Below are 18,726 nucleotides of genomic sequence, written 5' to 3'. Positions count from 1 at the left end.
CTGCGGTCACCTCTCTTGGCGTACGCCCTTGGCCAGTGCCAAAGCCTCGTTCGAGCTGAGGACAAATAGGGCTTCTCGGCGCCGCCTGCGTACCCTCGGATGAGCGGGACAATCGCCGGGATTTGCCGCGCCGCCACTGACCGAGCCGCCCGTGGCGGCCGATACCCCCACAGACCGGCATGAACCGCAACGAGCGCATCCGTGAGGTGACGAGACTCGATCTCGCCGGATCAGACGACCCGTTTAGAGCTTCTCGCGCGTGGCATTCGCATGGCCGGCCGGAACGTGCCGGCGGGTCGGGTGGAGGTGTCGCGTGACGCAGCAACTGGCGAGCATGGGTGGAGACACGTCGGCGGACAGTGAGGGCGCGGGCGGTGGGGAATCGGTCGCTCCGGTCCCGTACGTACTCAGCGACGCCTCCGGTCCGCTGGATCGTGACGAGCTGGAGCGCGTGGATGCGTGGTGGCGCGCGGCGAACTACCTGGCTGTCGGACAGATCTATCTGACCGCCAATCCCTTGCTGCGCGAGCCGTTGCTGCCCGAGCATGTCAAACCACGGCTGCTCGGCCACTTCGGCACTGTTCCCGGCCTCAACCTGGTGTGGGCCCATGCGAACCGGCAGATCCTGGCGCGCCGGTTGAACGCCGTTTTCGTCGCGGGCCCGGGCCACGGTGGCCCGGGGCCGAACGCCTGCGCGTGGCTGGAAGGTACGTACTCGGAGCTCTATAGCCATATCCCCCGGGACGCGGAGGGGATGGCCGCGTTCTTCGCGCAGTTCTCCTATCCGGGCGGCGTGCCGAGCCACTGTGCGCCCGAGACACCCGGGTCCTTCCACGAGGGCGGCGAACTGGGTTACTCGCTGATGCACGCGTACGGTGCGGTCCTCGACGATCCCGGCCTGACCGTCTTCTGCGTCATCGGCGACGGCGAGGCCGAGACCGGTCCATTGGCCACGAGCTGGCACGGCAACAAGTTCGTCAACCCCGCGCGGGACGGTGCGGTGGTACCGATCCTGGCCCTGAACCAGTACAAGATCGCCAATCCCACCATCCTCGCCCGCATCCCGGAGCCGGAGCTGGCGGAGCTGATGCGCGGCTACGGGTACACGCCGCACGTGGTCAGCGGCGACGACCCGGCGGATGTCCATCAGCAGATGGCCGCCGCGCTGGACGCCTGCCTGGGCCGGATCGAGGACATCCAGCGCAGCGCCCGCAGCGGCGCCGAACAGTCGCGGCCCAGCTGGCCCATGATCATCCTGCGGACCCCGAAAGGGTGGACCTGTCCGCCGATCGTCGACGGCCTGCAGGTAGAGGGCACCTTCCGCGCCCACCAGGTGCCGCTGCCGGAGGCCCGCGCCGATGACACCCACCGCCGGATCCTCGAGCAGTGGCTCCGGTCCTACCGGCCCGAAGAGCTGTTCGACGAGGACGGTCGTCCGCAGGAAGAACTGCTGCGCGCGGTGCCGCCCGGAGATCGGCGGATGAGCGCGAACCCGGTGGCCAACGGCGGAACGGTCCTGCAAGATCTTCGGCTGCCGGACTGGCGCCACTACGGCGTCGACGTTCCCGCTCCCGGACGTGAGCACCATGAGGCCACCCGTGTGCTCGGCGGCTGGCTGCGCGATGTCGTCGACATGAACCGGACGAACTTCCTGACCTTCGCCCCGGACGAACTTGCCTCCAACCGGCTGCAGGACATCCTGGAGGTCACCGAGCGGGACTGGCAGGCCGAGATCGCGGAATTCGATGAGAAGCTGGGCCCCCGCGGCCGGGTCGTCGAGGTGCTGTCGGAGCACATGTGCCAGGGTCTGCTGGAGGGCTACCTGCTCACCGGCCGGCACGGCCTCTTCACCTGCTACGAGGCGTTCATCCACATCGTCGACGCCATGTTCAACCAGCACGCGAAGTGGCTCGAGGCCAGCGCTGCGGTGCCCTGGCGACGACCCATCGCGAGCCTGAACTATCTGCTTTCCTCCCACGTGTGGCGTCAGGACCACAACGGCTTCACCCACCAGGACCCGGGATTTCTCGACGTCGTGCTGAACAAGCAGGCCAGCATCGTGCGGATCTATCTCCCGCCGGACGCCAACACCCTGCTCTCGACGTACGACCACTGCCTGCGCTCGCGGCACTACGTCAACGTCGTGGTGGCCGGGAAACAGCCGCAGGCGGACTGGCTTTCGGTCGACGACGCGGCCGTGCACTGTGCCCGCGGCCTGGGCATCTGGCAGTGGGCCGGGAACGACCAGCCTGGGGAACTACCCGATGTCGTCCTGGCCTGCGCCGGTGACGTGCCCACCCTGGAGACGCTCGCCGCCGCGGCGATCCTCCGCGAGCGGCTGCCCGACCTGCGGGTTCGAGTGATCAACGTGGTGGATCTCATGCGTCTGCAACCCGAGACCGAACATCCGCACGGGTTGCCCGACCGCGAGTTCGACACCCTGTTCACCACCGACCGTCCGGTGATCTTCGCGTTCCACGGATATCCGTGGCTCATCCACCGCCTCACCTACCGGCGCACGAACCACGCCGGAATCCATGTCCGCGGATACAAGGAGAGGGGCACCACCACGACACCGTTCGACATGGTGATGCTCAACGATCTCGATCGCTATCACCTGGTCATCGACGTCGTCGATCGGGTGCCCGGCCTCGGCGCGCGGGCGGCCGGTCTGCGACAGGACATGGTCGACTCCCGGCTCGCCGCCCGTGCCTGGACGCGCGAACACGGCGTCGACCTGCCGGAAGTGGCGAACTGGACCTGGCCGGCGTGACCTTTCCTCGCATCGGTTGCGGATCTAGCGAAAGCCGGCTGGTCATGCCCCCACTCGAAGCCGGCGGACACCGTCTCGAGAACCATCGCCGCCAGCTCGCTCCACGACTCGACGAGCGCGACGGGTCGGGCTTACGGGTCGGCTTCAGGCGCCCACCGAACGGCTGAGGCTCAGCGCCGACGGACCCCACCCGGTCGGGTCGTCGCCGGACGGGACCATCGCCATCGCCTGCCAGAGCACGAGGATGTCCAACCAGTCTGCCTCGGCCGGGGTCAGCGGCCGCTCGGACCGGTAGCCGTTCAGGAATTCGGCGCGAACCTCGGCCGGCGTCGGCCCCCAGTTGTGGTAGCGGGTGCCGAGCAGGACCGCCGCGCGGGCGAGTTCGACGAGCCGGTGGTCATGCTGGGCCTCCTCGAAGTCGATGATCGCGGCGACCTCGCCGCGGGCACACAAGATGTTGGCCGCCCGGAAATCAAGGTGGACGAGCTGGCGCGGAAGCCGGTCGGGTGGCGCGCCGGCGACCAGCCCGCGCAGCGTTTCGCGAGCCGCCACCGGCAGATGGCCGGCGCGGGAGTCGAGCCAGTCGGTGACCCGGGCGGTCAGCGGCGTCGACGTACCGGCGAGCGCGGCAATCTGATCAGCGCCCGGATATGCGGCCAGCGCGTCCTGCAAACGAGCGAGCAGGGCTCCGGCCGCCCGCACCTGGTTCAGATCGGCGGTGTCGAGGAGGTCGCCGGCGATCTCGCGTTGAAGGCCCATCGAGACACGGCCGGCCTCTACTTGAAGACGGCCGTCCCGCGCCGGAAGCGGCGCTGAAACCGGCAGCCCCCGGTCGTGGAGCCAGCTCGTGATACGCGCCGTCTCGGCCAGACGCGGGAAACGCTCCGGCATCACCGACCACTTCGCGAGCAGCCGGCCGGCCGGCGTGCCGACCCAGGCCAGCGCGTTGCCCCCGCTCATCACGATCCGCTCGCAGGAGCCGATGCGAACGCCCCAGTGCTCGTGGAGCATCGCGGCAACCCAGCGCCCGGCCGACTCCTCGTCGCTGAAGCCGAACCGGCCGTCGAGCGCCTGGCGAGGGTCGTGCGCCTCCCACAACATCTCCAACACCGGTGCCTGCGATTCGACCATGCGGGGTATCCCATCACAGGACCGGCGGATGTCGCGGACGCCGAAGGTCCTGGGGAACGGCAGCCGCACGGAATCCTGGTTGGGAGAGACGCGTGACCTCGTTCTCGGTTCGTTCCCTGCTGCTCGGGCGCGTGCAGGCGCACCGACACGGATGTGCCTACCGCGTGATCAATCCGGCACCTCCGGGCTCGCTGAGCAGGTCGAGCAGTTCCACGACGGGGCCGGCGGGCCCGTACACCGGCCAGCCCGGATCGCCGTCCCGGACGAAGCCGATCCACCCGGTCTGGACGACATCGACCATCGCGGTGAGCACGGCCTCGTCGGCGCCGGCCAGCATGGCGGCGTCCTTGCAGGCGGCGAGGTTGCCGAACACGAACGGCAACTCGAGCCCGTGGCAGGAACCGAGCGGATTGCCCGGCGCGCTCCAGCCGAATCGGTAGACCCAGGCCGGGCTGGGGCCGGCCGCGAGCAGGTCGGCGAACCGCCGCAACGGGCGATGGAACAGCCGGGCGGTGACTTCAGGTCCGGCGCCGTAGGCGGCGGCTTCGTCGTTCGTCGAACCCATCAGGATCCGTACGCTGCCCGCCGCGCTCTCGCCGACGGTGGCGACCAGGTCGCCGGCGACCATGCCGTCCTGCGCGACCAGGTGGAACGGCGGAATCCCGCCGGGATGCCGGCGAACCATCTCGCCTTGGGCGGCAAGCAGTTCACTCACCGGAGCCGTGTGCGGATCGGCGCCGAGGACGTCAAGGAACTCGGCGGTCAGCACCCCGGCCTCGCCGGGCGTCCGCGGCCGCATACCGAGCGGCGCGCTCTGCAGGACGGCGCGCTGGAAGAGCCCGCCAGCCGCCCGTCCGGACATCATCGCGGCGATGGAGATCGCGCCGCCCGACTGGCCGGCGACGGTCACCGAACGCGGATCACCGCCGAGGTCCCCGATGTTCTCCTCGACCCAGCGCAGCGCCTGGATCTGATCCAGAAGGCCGAGGTTGGGCTGCTCCAGCGGCAGATATCCCAGCACCCCCAGCCGGTAGTTGATCGTGACAACGACCAGATCGCCGCGCCGGGCGAGCCGGGCGCCGTCGTACCAGTCGAGGCCGCCGGAGCCGGTGCTGAAACCGCCGCCGTGCAGAAAGACCAGCACCGGCCGGGGCTCCGCGGACGGCTCACTGGGCCGCCAGACGTTGAGGCTGAGACAGTCCTCGATCTGTTCCGGCACGCGGTCGCCGATCACCTCGGCGAGACGGGACCGCGGCTGCGGCGCGGCCGGGCCGACCCGCGTCGCATCGCGTACGCCGTCCCACGGCAGCGGAGGCTCCGGCGGCCGGAAGCGTGCCGGCGGAGCCGCGTACGGGATGCCGAGGAAAGCGTCGACGCCGTCGCCGCGGCGTCCGCGCAGCCGTCCCTGCCGGATGTGGTCCAAGCCCGTCCTGTTCATTTTCCGTCTCCCGTCGACACCACAGTGGGGGAGCCGGGAAGGGGAGTGGCGTCGAAGTACTGCACCTCGAAGACGCGTTCTTCGAACTTCCAGCCGTCCGCTGTGCGCCGGTAGCGGTCGTGGAAGACGCCGTAGTTGTACATCGACATGCCGGTACGCATCCGGCCGAGCTCGCTGACGTATCCGCGGCCGGTCGCGGCGTCGCCGTCCAGATGGATGACGCCCGGATGCACGGTCTGGATGAAGTACTCCCATTGGCCGCCGAGCTGTTCGCAGCCCGCTTGGATCTCCTTCCGGCCGGTCTGCAGCACGTCGACGGCCGGGATGCGATAAACAGCGTCGTCGGTGAACAGTGCGGTCAGCCGGTCGTACTGTCCGGTCATCGCCGCATCCGCGTAGTCGGCGCGCAGCGCCTCGATCTCGAACCGGTCGGCGATCTGGTGAAATTGGTACATCGTCGTCCCCCTTGAATTTTGCCCTTCGGCGGGATGACGATCGGTTCGGCGAAAATGTCAGATGCCGCGGCTCACATCACATTCCGCCCACGTACGTCGTCGGACCGGTCGACGCCTGCCTCGACCGGGAGAGTGACCAGATGAACGTCCGCCCCGACCCGCGGCTGAGCGGGTTGATGAGCCAGCGCCGCCGGCTGCTCAACCTCGCGTACCGCTTCCTCGGCTCTGTCACCGAGGCCGAGGACGCCGTCCAGGAAACGTTCGCCCGCTGGTACGCGATGCCGGCCGCCCAGCAGGACGCCGTCGAGTCGCTGCCGGCCTGGCTGAGCACGGTGATCAGCCGGGTATGTCTCGACCAGCTCGGCTCGGCGCGCTCACAGCGGGAGAAGTACGTCGGCGAATGGCTACCCGAACCGGTCCCCGACCCCGCCGAAGCAGCCGGCGGCGACCCCGCGGACCGCATCACCCTCAACGAATCGATCGACATGGCCTTCCTCGTCATCCTGGAATCCATGAGCCCGGCCGAGCGGGTGACCTTTCTGCTGCACGACGTGTTCCGGTACCCGTTCGCCGAGATCGCGGAGATCGTCGGGCGTACGCCGGCTGCCTGCCGCCAACTTGCCTCAGCCGGGCGTCGCCGGCTCCGGACGGAACGGCCCGCGCCAACTCCGGTGGGCCGGCGAACGGATGTCGTCCGAAACTTCAAGGAGGCCTGGGAAGCCAAGGACATCGGCACCCTGGTCGGTCTGCTCGACCCCGGCGCGGCCGTCGTCGCCGACGGTGGCGGCCTCGCCCTGGCGTCCCTGCACCCGATCGAGGGCGGCGACGAGGTCGCCCGGTACCTGGTCGGACTGGCCGACCTGGCCGGGACGCTGAATCTGGTCGAGCGCACGGTGAACGGCCGGCCGGGTCTGGTGGCGATCGACGAAGGCGCCACGGCCGCCGTCTACGCCTTCGAGATCGCCGGCGACCGGATCCAGCGCATCTGGGTCGTCCGCAATCCGGACAAGCTTCACCTCTGGGCGGGGGGCGCCCGGTTCGCTCGCGCAAGGTGAAAGGTCCGCATGCCTGCCCGAAGGCGTTCTTTACATCGATGGGCATGAGTCGTACTTTGTGACCGGAAGGGCCTCCAGCGAGCAAGAGAGCGCTCTCACGACCTGTTCGGAGGCAGCATGCGGAGGCGAACACTTCTAGGCACGGCGGCGGCCGCTGTGACACTGGCGATGTCCGATGCCGGTGCCGCCGACGCGCACGCGCCGTCGGCCGCGGCGGGCGACGGCCGGAACGCGTCACCGACCAGATATCTGGGCGTGTTCAGGGAAGAGGATCCGACCGCCGTCGCCGCCGATGTCGAGAGCCTGTACGGCGTCGTCCCCGCCAGCGTGATGTGGTTCGACAGTTGGGCGAGCGGCCTGGCCTTCCCGGTGAACGAGGCCAAGGCGCTGTGGCGGCGCGGCATCATGCCGCACTACACCTGGGAGCCCTGGAACACCGCCCTCGGCCTGAACGACCCCGGGCAGATCCACCTCCGGGACATCGTCGACGGCCGGTGGGACGGCTACATCCGGGGCAGGGCCAGAGAATTCGCCGCCGTGCGACGGCCGATCCTGGTCCGGTGGGGCCACGAATTCAACGGCAATTGGTATCCGTGGGGCATCGCGAACAACGACGCCGACCCCTCGCTGTACGTACGGGCCTACCGGCATGTCCATGACCTCGCCGTGGCCGCCGGTGCGCGGAACGTCCAATGGGTGTGGGCCTACAACAACGGCTCGTCACCTGACGAGGCCTACAACGACCCGGCCGGCGCCTATCCCGGCGAAAAGTACGTCGACTGGGTCGGCATCGATGGCTACAACTGGGGATTCGGCCCGTCGTGGGACCCGACCGGCGACCACTGGGCGAGCTTCGACGCGACCTTCGCCACCGCGTACGCCAAAGCCCGCGCCGTCGCGCCGGACAAGCCGGTGATGCTCGGCGAGTTCGCGTCCAGCGAGGACGGCGGCGACAAGGCCCAGTGGTTCCGGGACATGGACGCGACGCTGCGCTCGGGCGCCTACCCCGACCTCAAACTGCTGACCTACTTCGACCTGACCAAGGAAGAAGCCTGGTCGCCGGGCTCGTCACCGGCCGCGCTCGCCGCCTTCACCGGCTGGGCACGGCAGCGGTACATGAGCGGGCGCGGTCACGAACTGGCCCGCGTCGCCGCGGACTATGCCCGCTCAGCTGCCGGGAGCGGCCGGACTCTGGCCCGTTCAGACCCGGAAGCGGGCCACGACGGACTCCAGTTCGGCCGACATCCGGGCCAGCTCCTGGGCTGAGCGCTGCGTATCGGCAACGGTGGCGGTCGTGGTGCGAGCCGCGTTGGCGACGCTGGCCACGTTGTCGGCGATGCTGGTGGAGCCGGTGGAGGCTTCGCCGATCGAGCGGCTCATCTCGTTGGTGGTGGCGGTCTGTTCCTCGACGGCCGAGGCGATGGTCGTCTGGTAATCGTTGATCTGCGCGATGATCGCGGAGATCCGGCCGATCGCGGCCACGGCGCCGTCGGTGTCCGCCTGGATGGCCTCGACCCGCTGGGAGATGTCGCCGGTCGCCTTCGCGGTCTCCTGGGCCAGATCCTTGACCTCGCTGGCCACCACGGCGAAGCCCTTGCCGGACTCGCCGGCGCGGGCCGCCTCGATGGTGGCGTTGAGGGCGAGCAGGTTGGTCTGTTCGGCGATCGCGGTGATGACCCGGACCACGTTGCCGATCTCGGCCGAGGATTCGCCGAGCTTGGCGACGCTCGCGTTGGTGGCGGCGGCCTCGGTGACCGCCTGCGAGGCGACACCCGCGGCGTCGTTGGCGGACTGGGAGATCTCGCGGATCGCCGAACCCATCTCCTCGGTGCCCGCGGCAACGGTCTGCACGCTGCGGGACACGTCTTCGGAGGCGGCGGCGAGCAGACCGGTCTGGGTGGAAGTCTCGTGGGCGTTGCCGGCGATCGCCTCCGCGGACATCGACAACTGCTGAGAGGACGCGGCGAGCGTACGGGAGGAGTCGGCGAGCGCGGCCACCGTGTGCCGGATCGAGGTGGTGGCCCGGTTGACCGCGGCGGCCATCTTGCCGACCTCGTCGCGGCCGGTGGCAACGGCTTCTCCGGTCAGATCACCGTCGGCGACGGCGTCGAGCACGTCACGGACACCGGCCAGACGCCGGGAGATGCCGCGGCCGATCAGCAACGCGAGCGCGACGGAGAGAAGCACCCCGGCCAGCACCACGATGATGATCAGCCGGCGGGCGCTGGTGGCCTGGTTGTGCGCTTCGGTGGCGTTCTGTGCGGCCTGGGAGCGCTCCAGAGTCATCAGCTTGTCGACGGCGCCGTTCATCGTGTTCTCGGCGTTGCCCCACAGGGCGTACTGGTCGGCCTGGGTGGTGGGCAGCGTGATCCCGGCGGGCGGGGCCTCCCGGAACAGCAGGAAGTTGACCAGCGCCTTGTACTGCGCCCACGCGCCACCGAACGCCTTGGTCTGCGTCTGCCAGACAGCCGACGAGTCGGGCGCCGAGACGTACTGGTTGCCGGCCGCGTCGACCGCGGCCTGGCCGTCCTTGGTGAGCTTCTCGTCCTGAGCCTTTTCGGCGGCCGACTGGGTGCCCTGATAGAGGAACAGCGCGCGATACATGTCCGCCATGCCGTTCTGCAGGTTGGCCAGCGCGTCGAGCCGGGTGATGTTGTTGACCTTCAGACTTTGCACCCGGACGTCCAGGGACCCCAGGCGCGCCCATGCGACTCCGGCGGTACCCAGCGCGACCACCGCTACCACGGCCACCGCCAAGATAATCTTGGTGCCGACGCGCATGTCGTTGAGGCGATTCATCTCGTTCCCCCGGCATCGTGAACAGCATCCGTAGAAAGATGCCCCGCCCTGCCGTTCGGCGCGGTTTGGGATCTGCTGAGCATTAGCGACGCCATCGGTGGCCGCGGGTACGGCCGATGCCGAATGGGCGACGGCGAGGGGTGTCGCTGATTGTGGGCCGGTTACAGCCGGATCAGGTCGGCGACCTCCTCGGGCAGGCCGGGTGAGGTGAAGGCATGGCCCATCCCGGGCACGACGCGCAGGTCCGCTCCTTCGACCGCGGCGGCCAGGGCCTCGCCGTGGCCGAGCGGGTAGACCGGATCCTGGTCGCCGTGCACGATCGAGGTCGGCGCGGTGATCGACGACAGCGGGGCGAGCAGGCCTGGGTCGTCCCTCCACGCGGCCCGGTTGTGGTTGGCCGCGGCCGCCGGGTCGGTAGCTCGCGACAGCGCCAGCTCGAGCATCGCCCGGGCGGCCGGCTCGTCGAACGGCCGGACCGGCCCGTTGAAGACCCGGAACAGGGCCACGTCGGACTCCACCCCCGGCGGCAGCCCGGCGGCCAGATGCGCGAGAAACGCCGGCGCCGGTGGCGGCAGGTCGTCCGGGTCGGCCGGTTCCCCGGCCTGCGCCCGGGCCAGTGCCGGCCTCGGATCGTGACCCATCGGCGAGCTGGACATCACCGTCAAGGATCGGACCCGGTCCGGCGCGTGCACGCCCAGCCACTGAGCGATCATGCCGCCCATCGAGGCGCCGGCTACATGAGCGGCACCCAGTCCGTAGCCGTCCAGCACAGCGAGGCAATCGCGAGCCAGGTCGCCGATCGTGTAGGGATGGGCATCGAAGTCGACGATGCTGGACCGGCCGGTGTCCCGATGATCGAACCGGATCACCTGGACTCCACGCTCGACGAGCCGGCCGACCAGCGCATCCGGGCAACTGACACCCTGAGCAGCCGACCCCATCACCATCAGAACGGCCGGAAGTTCCGGGTCCCCGACCTGCTCGGTCCAGATCCGCAGCGGCCCGGAGACGACAAATTGCTCGTGCGCATCCAACATGCGGGCAACGTAGCGGTTACCCGCTGCCGGCCGCCGGCAATTACCACCTGATCGGGCGCCTCCCGGGATCAGGCCTGGAAGTGGCCGATGGTCTGCCTGAGCTCACGGGCCATGACGGTGACCGTCGAGATCGCCTTCTGGGACTCCTGGGCCTCGGCCTCGGTGGCGCGTGCGGCATCCGCGACATCGGTGATCGTGCTGGCAATGCGGGTGCTGGCGGCGGCCGCGTCGGCGACGTTGCGCTGCATCTCGCCGGTGGTGGCGGTCTGCTCCTCGACCGCGGCCGCGATGGCGCCCTGGTGGTCGTTGATTTCGTTGATGACTTCGCCGATGCGGCCGATCGCCGCAATTGCCTCCGTGCTCGAGGTCTGGATGGCGGCGACCCGCCGGGCGATGTCCTCGGTGGCCGAAGCGGTCTGCAACGCCAGTTCCTTGACCTCGCCGGCGACCACCGCGAAGCCCTTACCGGATTCGCCGGCCCGGGCGGCCTCGATCGTGGCGTTCAACGCCAGCAGATTGGTCTGCTGGGCGATCGAGGTGATCACACCGAGAACCTGCTCGATGTCGGCTGAGGTCTGGCCGAGGTCAGCGACGGTTGCCGAGGTGGTGGTGACGGCCTGAACGGCTTCGCCGGCTACCGCGGCGGCCTGCGAGGCGCGCTGGGCGATCTCGCCGATCGCCGCGCTCATCTCGGTCGCGCCGGCGGTGACGGTGTTGATGCTGCTCGAGGCGTTTCCCGCGGCGTCCGCCACCAACCCGGCCTGGGTCGCCGAGTCGGTCACCTGCCTGGCGATCTGGGCACTGCTGCCCTGCAACTGCGCCGCGGTGTCGTCAAGAGTCTGTGCGGAATCGACAACTGCGCCGACGGTCTGCCGCAGGGAGGCGTTCGCCGAGACGAGCGCCGCGGCCATCATGCCTATCTCGTCGCGGGAGGTGACCTGGGGATCACCGGTCAGGTCACCGGCGGCCAGGCGGGACAGCACCTGCTGGACGCGGCGTACGGGCCGCACCACCACCCGGGCGATGAACAAGCCCACGATCACGGCCAGCAGCACGCAGGCCAGCGCGACGATCAACAAGATTTCTCGGCTGCGTCGCTGCGCTGCGCCGGCCGCCGAGGAGACCATTTGCGCCTGAGCCGTCTCGGCGTCGGCCAGCGTGTCGAGCGCGTCGCCGAACGTGGAGTTGGCTTTGCCGAGGGCGCCGTCGTCGGCCAGCAGGGCATGGGCCTGGGCCGGCCGGTTGGCTCGTACGAGCGGCACGAGCTGGTTGGTGCGGACGTCGCGCCACTGCGCGAGGCCGGCCCGGGCCTGGGCGACCAGAGCCGCCGCTGACGTACTCAGGGTGCCGTGGTCCGCGACGTACGCATCGAGGGCCTGATCCACGGCGCCGTCGACATCGTCGAAATCAGTGATGACCGCTTCCTGGTCCTTGCCCGGAGCGGTCAGGATGGCGTCCCGGACGTCGACCCTCGAGTCGCCCTGGGCGTCCCGCAGTGAGGTCAGATCGGCCAGGGGTCGTGCGGTGTGGGCATACATTGTCTCGGTGCGCAGGCCGGCGGTGTCGAGCGCGCTCACCGCGTACGACGACAGGGCGCTCAGACCGATGGCCGAAACCACGACGGGCAGCAGAACTTTCGTTCGCACCGAACGGTTTTCGACCCACGACGTCACTGCTGCCATCAATCATCCTGTCCATCGGCCCGGCTCACCGCCCTAACTCGGCAGTGCAGCAGGAAACTGAAGTGCTTCGGGCGCCCTCGCTCCGGAGGGCGGCCGAACACCGAACGATCTCCGGTTCGCGGATGGCCTACAAGTAGTAGGTTGTCATCCCGCGCGCGTTCCAAGGCGATAACCGAAGAATCAGCCGACCGCGACGGACCTGGCGACAGTCAGCCACGTCAGGAATTCGTCTGCGGGTAGCGGCCGGCAGATGTAGTAGCCCTGCACCGAGTCGCAGCCGAGCCGGCGCAGGTGCTCGAATTCCGCCTGGGTTTCGGCGCCTTCGGCAACGACGTGCAGGCCCAGCGCATGTCCCAGGTGCAGTGAGGCGTCGGTGACCGCCTGCCGGCTCCGATTCGTCGTGAGGTCCCGGACGAAGCCCTTGTCGATCTTCATCTCCTGCACCGGCAGATCGGCCAGCCGCCCGAGGGAGGAATGACCGGTGCCGAAATCGTCGACCGACAATCTGACCCCGAGCGCTCGCAGCGATTGCAGAATGGCCAGGCTGTGCGTGGGATCGTCCATGACCCCGGTCTCGGTGATCTCCAGCGTCAAGGCGCCGGCCGGGACGCCGTGCGCCGCGAGTGCCTGCTGCACCTCGCCGATGAGCGCCTGGTCGGTGATGGTTTGCGGGGAGAGGTTGACCGCGACCGACAGCTCGTGTCCGGCCCGTCGCCAGTCCGCGCACGACGCCAGCGCGGTGTTCAGGACGTGCCGGGTCAAGGGCATGATCAGGCCGGACCGCTCGGCCAGGGGAATGAACTCGTCGGGCGGGACCGGTCCGTCCGCGCTCTGCCATCGGCTCAACGCCTCGGCGCCGAGCACGCGGCCCGACATCGGGTCGACCTTGGGCTGGTAGACAACCGCGATAGCGCCGGTCTCGACCGCGGTACGCAGCTCGGTCAACAGAGACAGCCGCCGCGGCGTGTTCTGGTCGTCCTCGACCTGATAGACGCGTACGCCGGAGCGAGCCTGCTTGGCCGCGTACATCGCGACGTCGGCGCGCTGAAGCAGCTGTTCGGGATCGGTGCCATGTTCCGGCGCGAAGCAGACCCCGATGCTGGCCTGCGTCCGCAGGGCGAGATCGCCGACCGGGATCGGCTCTTCGACGGTGCGGCGCACCTCGTCCGCGACGGCGAGCACATCGCCGGGCGTCCGTGCGCCGGAAATGATCATGGCGAATTCGTCGCCGCCCAGCCGGGCAACGGTGCCCCGCCCCGCGAACCGGTGCTGGAGCCGGTTGCCGACCTCGCGAAGCACCTGGTCGCCGATGGCGTGCCCGAGGGCGTCGTTGACCTCCTTGAACCGGTCGAGGTCGAGCAGCAGGACGCCGACCATCTCCGGCGCCTCGGTGGCCTGGTGCAGCTCGGCGAGGAGCTTGCGCCGGTTGGGCAGGCCGGTGAGGGCGTCGGTCACACTGATGTGTTGCAGTCGTTCGACCAGCCGCACGTTGGTCAGCGCGACTCCGGCGTGGGCGGCGAGCGCCTGCATCAGCCGCAGGTGCTCCGGCGTGAAGGTCTCGATCTCGGGCAGGCTTCCGGTGACGATGAGAACGGCGGTGGTGTCTCCCAGCGCCACCGGCACGGCCATCGCGTCGACGGGTTCGGACGGGTGGCGCACGCGCTGCTTCGTGACCGGTAGGAAGACCAGTTCGCCGAGGCGGGCCGGGCGCCACCACGCGTCCCCGGGTGCCGTGGCGGCGCCGGCCTCGAAGTCGTTCTGGCCGACGAGCCGGATCCGGACGGTGGCGTCCTCCTCGGCGAGGACCAGCTCGGCGGATTCCGCGCGGACCAGGTCACGGACCTGGCTCAGGACGACTCGCGCCACCTCGTCGGCGTCCCCGGGCGCGTTCAGGCTGCGAGTGAACTCGTACAGTGCCTCGACCTGGGTGTGGCCCTGGGACTGCTCGGCGTAGCGATGCAGCACCCGGTAGATCGCCAGTGAGAGGACCCCGAGCAGCACCGCCGCCGGCGCCTGGTCGCGGATCACGATCGCCGTGACCAGCCCCAGCGTCGTGGTGACCGCCACCAGCGGCAGCTGGAAGAGTTTGCGGACGTCGGCGGTCAGCAGCCGCCGCCATTCCTCGCTGTCGTCGTGCAGCGCGATCACCGCGCTGATCAGCACGATGGAGATCACGTCGGTCGCGAAGGTCGCCGCGAAGGCGGCGATCCATCCGACGGCACCGAGCGCATCCGACGACCGGGCGACCAGGTGGAAGACGGCACCGGCGGCGGTGGCCTGAACCCCGTAGAGCGCCGTGTTGAAGGCGAGTTTGCTGCCGCGCTGCCGCCGGAAGGCGGTCAGACCGACCAGTCCGCCGATCATCCGAACGGCGACGAGCAGCGGCGGGGCGACGGTGGCGAGTCCGAGTACGAGGGGTATTTCGCTGAGGCTGATGGTGTGTGCCCCGCGGCGGACCGGGAACGTGACGACGAACTTCTCGGCGGCGGCGAAGAGCAGGGTGACGACTGCCAGGCGTACGAGGTCATGGCCGGCAAGTGAGAAGCCGTCGGCGAGCCACGTAGCCTGCACGGCGAGGGTCACCGTTACCAGAACGGCGGTCAGCACGCCGATTTTGGCGTCGGCACTCAGCCGCCCGGGAGGCGTCTTGCCCATGGGCCGACCTCCTCTCCGGTCGCTCACCCCTCTTGTCGGCGTACGCCCGGCCTGGTTGAGGCTTCCCGGCCGCAGGGGCAGGCGAGCCGGCCGGGCGAATCGCCCGACCGGCTCAGCAGTGACAACCCGGACGCTATGCCCAGCTACGCCCGGCCCAGGATCGTCCGAGCCACGTACCCCCGGCCCAGGAACGCCCGGTCCAGGATCCGGCCGCCCATGATCGGCCGGTCCAGGTGCCGGACATCCACGACTGTCCCGACCAGGTCAGCGAACTCCAGGTCACCGTTCCCCAGGTCCGCGAGGCCCACGACACTCCGGTGAAGGCCGAGCCGGTCCAGACCTTGCCGTTCCAGGTGCCGCCCGTCCATGCTTTGCCGTTCTTCGCCGCGACGGTCCAGGTCGCCGGCGCCCACCGCGCGCCGAAGATGTCCTTCTCGCCGGTCAGCAACAACCCGGTGCCGGCGTCGGTGACGTGCGCGGACCCCCGGGCGCCCTCGAGGCTTCCCAGGCCGGTGGCGACGGGATAGGCCTGCTTGGCGTTCATCGGAACGCTCAGTGTCGCCGCCCCGGCGATGTCGAGCTGACCCGCGCCGGCGGCGATCGGATCCGCGCCGGTCATCGGATCCGCCGACTGCACCAGCAGACTCTTGACCTGGTCCGGCGTCAGCCCGGGACGCTGCTGCAGCAGCAGCGCCACCGAACCGGAGACCACGGCCGCGGCCTGCGAGGTGCCACTGCCGCGGAAGAACCGCTGCTGCCCGGTGGCATCCGCGACCCGGGCGCCCGGGTAGGTGACATCGATGTACGAGCCGGGGTCCCGCAGCGAGACCACTGACCGGCCGGCGGCCAGCAGGTCGGCGTGCCGGGTGGCGTTGCCGCGGCTGCTGAAGGTCGCGACGGTGTCGTCGGTGCGGACGTCCGTGCCGTTCGGGTCGGCGGCGCCCACGGCGATGACGTAGGGGTTGGCCGCGGGCATGGTCACCCGGGTAGCCGATGCCCCGTCGTTGCCGACCGAGACCACGACGACGATGCCGTTGCGCCAGGCGGCTTCCACCGCGTACGAGAGGGGGTCGAGTTTCTCGTCCTGACTGGAGTCGGTGCCGAACGAGAGGTTCAGTACCCGGATGTTGAGGCCGGGATCGTTGCGATGGCTGACCACCCAGTCGATTCCGGCGATGACCTGGGAGACGTCGCTGGCACCGTCCGCCGCGGCGACCTTGAGGCTGATCAGGTGGGCGCCCGGGGCGACACCCTGGAATCCCGGGGTGCCGGTCGAGGTGGCCGGGTCGCTGCCGGCGATGATCCCGGCCATGTGCGTGCCGTGGCCGTACGTGTCGATGTCGGCGAGTCCGGGGGTCTGCGACTCGAACGACAGGTCCGGTCCGTTGATCACCTTGCCGGGCTGGTTCAACCCGGTCACCGGCGCCACGCCGGAGTCGATGAGGGCCACGCCGATCCCGGCACCCGTGAGGGAGGCGGTGTCGACCGTCTGGTCCTTCTTCTTGCCTCCGGCCGCCTTCTTGACCGTGTCGACGGCGATGTTCTTTCCGCCGTCGTCGATCCATTTGTCGGCCTTCATCCGTACCGCTCCGTCGGCGCTCACCTCGGCGACGCCACCGGCAGCTCGTAGTGCCGGAAGCGCGCCGGACGGCACCTGCGCCGCGAAGCCGGAGATCAACCCGAGCGGGCGGCCGACCGTGCCACCCGAATGCCGGACCGCCGCCTGCACCCTGGTCAGGTCCGCGGCGGAGGAGGCGCGGACGATGACGCCGACCAGGGGCCCGGTGCGCGAGCTCGCGTCCGCCGGCACCCCCGTGCCGGCCAGCGCCGCGACCACGGCCAGTCCAGTCAATCCCCCGGCCGAAAGCCTGAGTCTTCCCCGAATCCTGCTATCCACCATGCGCTCCTTAGCGAACATGCCCCCGTCTCGCCGGGACAGTTCGGTCGACATGTCCGCGCCCATCGTCCGGACCCTTCAGAACATGAGCGGAATGTCGAACGGCTTTCCGCCCGAGGTAGGCCGAACGACATAGGTGGTCGTTGACCGACGGCAGATGTGCGCGACCGGTTCCGCCGCGAGGCTGGCTTCATGATCGAGCTTCACGAACTGACCAAGCGATACGGGGACCGGACGGCGGTCGACCGGGTCACGGTGACCGTGCCGTCGGGACAGGTCACCGCCCTTCTCGGGCCGAACGGCGCCGGGAAGTCCACCGCCATGCGCACGGTGCTCGGCCTGGATCGGCCCACCTCCGGAACCGCGCTGATCGACGGCCGGCGCTATGCCGAGCTGCGGAACCCGCTGCGGCTGGTCGGGGCCCACCTGGACGCCCGGGCCTTCCACCCGCGGCGCACCGGCCGGGCCAACCTGTGCGCGATGGCCCGCTACAACGGTTTCCCCCGGGCCCGCGTGGAGGCCGTGATCGAAGCGGTCGGGATCGGCACGGTCGCCGGCAAACGGGCCGGGACCTATTCACTGGGGATGACGCAGCGGCTCGGGATAGCCGGCGCGATGCTCGGCGACCCGGGCACGGTCATCCTCGACGAACCGGTCAACGGCCTCGACGCGGACGGCGTGCGGTGGGTGCGCGGGCTGGTGCGTCGATGGGCGGGCGAGGGACGTACGGTCCTGATCTCCAGCCATCTGATGAGCGAGGTGGCGCTGATCGCGGACCGCGTGGTGGTGCTCGGCCGGGGCCGGCTGCTCGCGGATGCGACGGTCGCCGACTTCACCGCCGGGCAGCAGGCCGCCGTCGAGGTGGCGGCGGCCGACGACGAGTCTTTCCGGTTGCTGGTGGCGGTGCTGGGCGAGCACGGGGAGCAGATCGGCGCGGACCGCCTGCGGGTCCGCGGGCTGGCCGCGGCGGTGGTCGGCCGCCGGGCCCAGCAGGCCGGTGCGGTGCTGCGCGAGCTGCGAACCGAGGCGGCGAGCCTCGAGGACGCGTACGTGCGCCTGGTCGAGGACGAGGCCGAGTACGTGGCGGTGGCCGCGTGAAGCACGCGATCACGGCCGAGTGGGGGAAGATCTGGTCCCTTCGTTCACCCTGGTTCTGCCTGGTCGCGGCGGTGCTGCTCACCGCCGCCATGGCGGCGACGCTGGCCAATGACTTCGTGTACGACATCACGCAGGGACGCCTGCCCGAATCGGAGACCCTGGCCGTGCTGGATCCGCTGACCCAGGCGATGCAGGTCGGCCAGCTCGCGCTCGTCGCGCTGGCGATGCTGGTGGTCACCTCCGAGTACGGCACCGGAGTGATCCGGTCCACCTTCCTGGCCCGTCCGCGGCGCCGCGATGTGCTGCTCGCCAAGACCGCGGTCGCCGCGGTCGTCGGTTTCGCGGCCGGCCTGGCCTCGGCGGCGGCCGGATGGGCGGCGGCCGCACTGCTGCTGGGTGCACACGCTCGGCCCGGTGAACCCGTCACGGCGTGCCTGCGACTGGCCGTGGTGGCGATGCTGGCCTGCATGCTGACCGTCGCGGCCGGGTTCCTGCTGCGCAGCGCCGCCGGCACCCTGACGACGATGTTCGTGCTGCTGGTCGGCCTGCAACTGGTCGACCCCCGGATCGGCCAGTACCTTCCGGGCGGCGCGGCCGTGGCGTTCGCGGCCGGCGACGGCGTACGCAATGTCCTGGTTCTGGTGGCCTGGACCGCCGCCGCCCAGTTGGCGGCGGGGCCCATCCTGGCCCGCCGGGATGCCTAGGC

Annotated in this window: 13 protein-coding genes; 5 read left to right on the top strand and 8 right to left on the bottom strand. The window is 69.9% G+C overall.

Annotated features, from left to right (window positions below):
* Positions 1-313 precede the first annotated feature (313 nt).
* Positions 314-2,773, top strand: a complete 2,460-nt coding sequence (locus ACIA5C_RS01925; protein ID WP_396050220.1) for a phosphoketolase — start codon at positions 314-316, stop codon at positions 2,771-2,773.
* A gap of 144 nt (positions 2,774-2,917) precedes the next feature.
* On the opposite strand, the gene ACIA5C_RS01920 is transcribed toward ACIA5C_RS01925, so the two are convergent.
* The 3 genes from ACIA5C_RS01920 to ACIA5C_RS01910 all read right to left on the bottom strand — a co-directional run bounded on the left by ACIA5C_RS01920 (position 2,918) and on the right by ACIA5C_RS01910 (position 5,797).
* On the bottom strand, positions 2,918-3,904 hold the full coding sequence (locus ACIA5C_RS01920; protein ID WP_396050219.1) for a phosphotransferase: 987 nt from the start codon (positions 3,902-3,904) through the stop codon (positions 2,918-2,920).
* A gap of 157 nt (positions 3,905-4,061) precedes the next feature.
* Positions 4,062-5,342, bottom strand: a complete 1,281-nt coding sequence (locus ACIA5C_RS01915; RefSeq protein WP_396050218.1) for a carboxylesterase family protein — start codon at positions 5,340-5,342, stop codon at positions 4,062-4,064.
* Positions 5,339-5,797, bottom strand: coding sequence for a nuclear transport factor 2 family protein (locus ACIA5C_RS01910; RefSeq protein ID WP_396050217.1), 459 nt, complete (start codon positions 5,795-5,797; stop codon positions 5,339-5,341). The genes ACIA5C_RS01915 and ACIA5C_RS01910 overlap by 4 nt, the downstream gene beginning before the upstream one ends.
* A gap of 140 nt (positions 5,798-5,937) precedes the next feature.
* On the opposite strand from ACIA5C_RS01910, the gene sigJ reads away from it, so the two are divergent.
* A complete protein-coding gene (gene sigJ / locus ACIA5C_RS01905; RefSeq protein ID WP_396050215.1) occupies positions 5,938-6,852 on the top strand; it encodes an RNA polymerase sigma factor SigJ in 915 nt (304 codons plus the stop codon).
* Between the two features lie 168 nt (positions 6,853-7,020).
* Positions 7,021-8,118 carry a glycoside hydrolase family 26 protein gene (locus ACIA5C_RS01900; RefSeq protein WP_396050213.1) on the top strand — a complete coding sequence of 366 codons (1,098 nt, stop codon included), beginning with the start codon at positions 7,021-7,023 and terminating at the stop codon, positions 8,116-8,118.
* Here ACIA5C_RS01900 and ACIA5C_RS01895 read toward each other — a convergent pair.
* From ACIA5C_RS01895 to ACIA5C_RS01875, 5 genes are all read right to left on the bottom strand, one after another.
* Entirely contained in the window at positions 8,053-9,651 is a 1,599-nt protein-coding gene (locus ACIA5C_RS01895; RefSeq protein ID WP_396050211.1) for a methyl-accepting chemotaxis protein, read from the bottom strand. The genes ACIA5C_RS01900 and ACIA5C_RS01895 overlap by 66 nt on opposite strands.
* 161 nt (positions 9,652-9,812) lie before the next feature.
* The gene (locus ACIA5C_RS01890; RefSeq protein ID WP_396050209.1) at positions 9,813-10,688 is read right to left on the bottom strand and encodes an alpha/beta fold hydrolase; all 876 of its coding nucleotides are present in this window, start codon (positions 10,686-10,688) and stop codon (positions 9,813-9,815) included.
* 68 nt (positions 10,689-10,756) lie between these two features.
* Complete coding sequence (locus ACIA5C_RS01885) at positions 10,757-12,334, bottom strand: methyl-accepting chemotaxis protein (RefSeq protein ID WP_396050207.1); 1,578 nt, start codon at positions 12,332-12,334, stop codon at positions 10,757-10,759.
* 216 nt (positions 12,335-12,550) lie between these two features.
* Positions 12,551-15,025 (bottom strand): putative bifunctional diguanylate cyclase/phosphodiesterase, encoded by a 2,475-nt coding sequence (locus ACIA5C_RS01880; RefSeq protein ID WP_396050205.1) that lies wholly within the window; start codon positions 15,023-15,025, stop codon positions 12,551-12,553.
* A gap of 133 nt (positions 15,026-15,158) precedes the next feature.
* The gene (locus tag ACIA5C_RS01875; RefSeq protein ID WP_396050204.1) at positions 15,159-16,877 is read right to left on the bottom strand and encodes a S8 family serine peptidase; all 1,719 of its coding nucleotides are present in this window, start codon (positions 16,875-16,877) and stop codon (positions 15,159-15,161) included.
* A 237-nt stretch (positions 16,878-17,114) separates the two neighbouring features.
* On the opposite strand from ACIA5C_RS01875, the gene ACIA5C_RS01870 reads away from it, so the two are divergent.
* Positions 17,115-18,020 carry an ATP-binding cassette domain-containing protein gene (locus ACIA5C_RS01870; RefSeq protein ID WP_396050202.1) on the top strand — a complete coding sequence of 302 codons (906 nt, stop codon included), beginning with the start codon at positions 17,115-17,117 and terminating at the stop codon, positions 18,018-18,020.
* Complete coding sequence (locus ACIA5C_RS01865; protein ID WP_396050201.1) at positions 18,017-18,724, top strand: hypothetical protein; 708 nt, start codon at positions 18,017-18,019, stop codon at positions 18,722-18,724. Before ACIA5C_RS01870 ends, ACIA5C_RS01865 begins: the two co-directional genes overlap by 4 nt.
* Positions 18,725-18,726: the final 2 nt, after the last annotated feature.

The sequence above is a fragment of the Actinoplanes sp. NPDC051343 genome, from assembly GCF_044455125.1.
Lineage (GTDB): Bacteria > Actinomycetota > Actinomycetes > Mycobacteriales > Micromonosporaceae > Actinoplanes.
The sequence above is the reverse complement of the archived record's forward strand: the minus strand, read 5'-3'. Positions and strand labels throughout refer to the sequence as shown.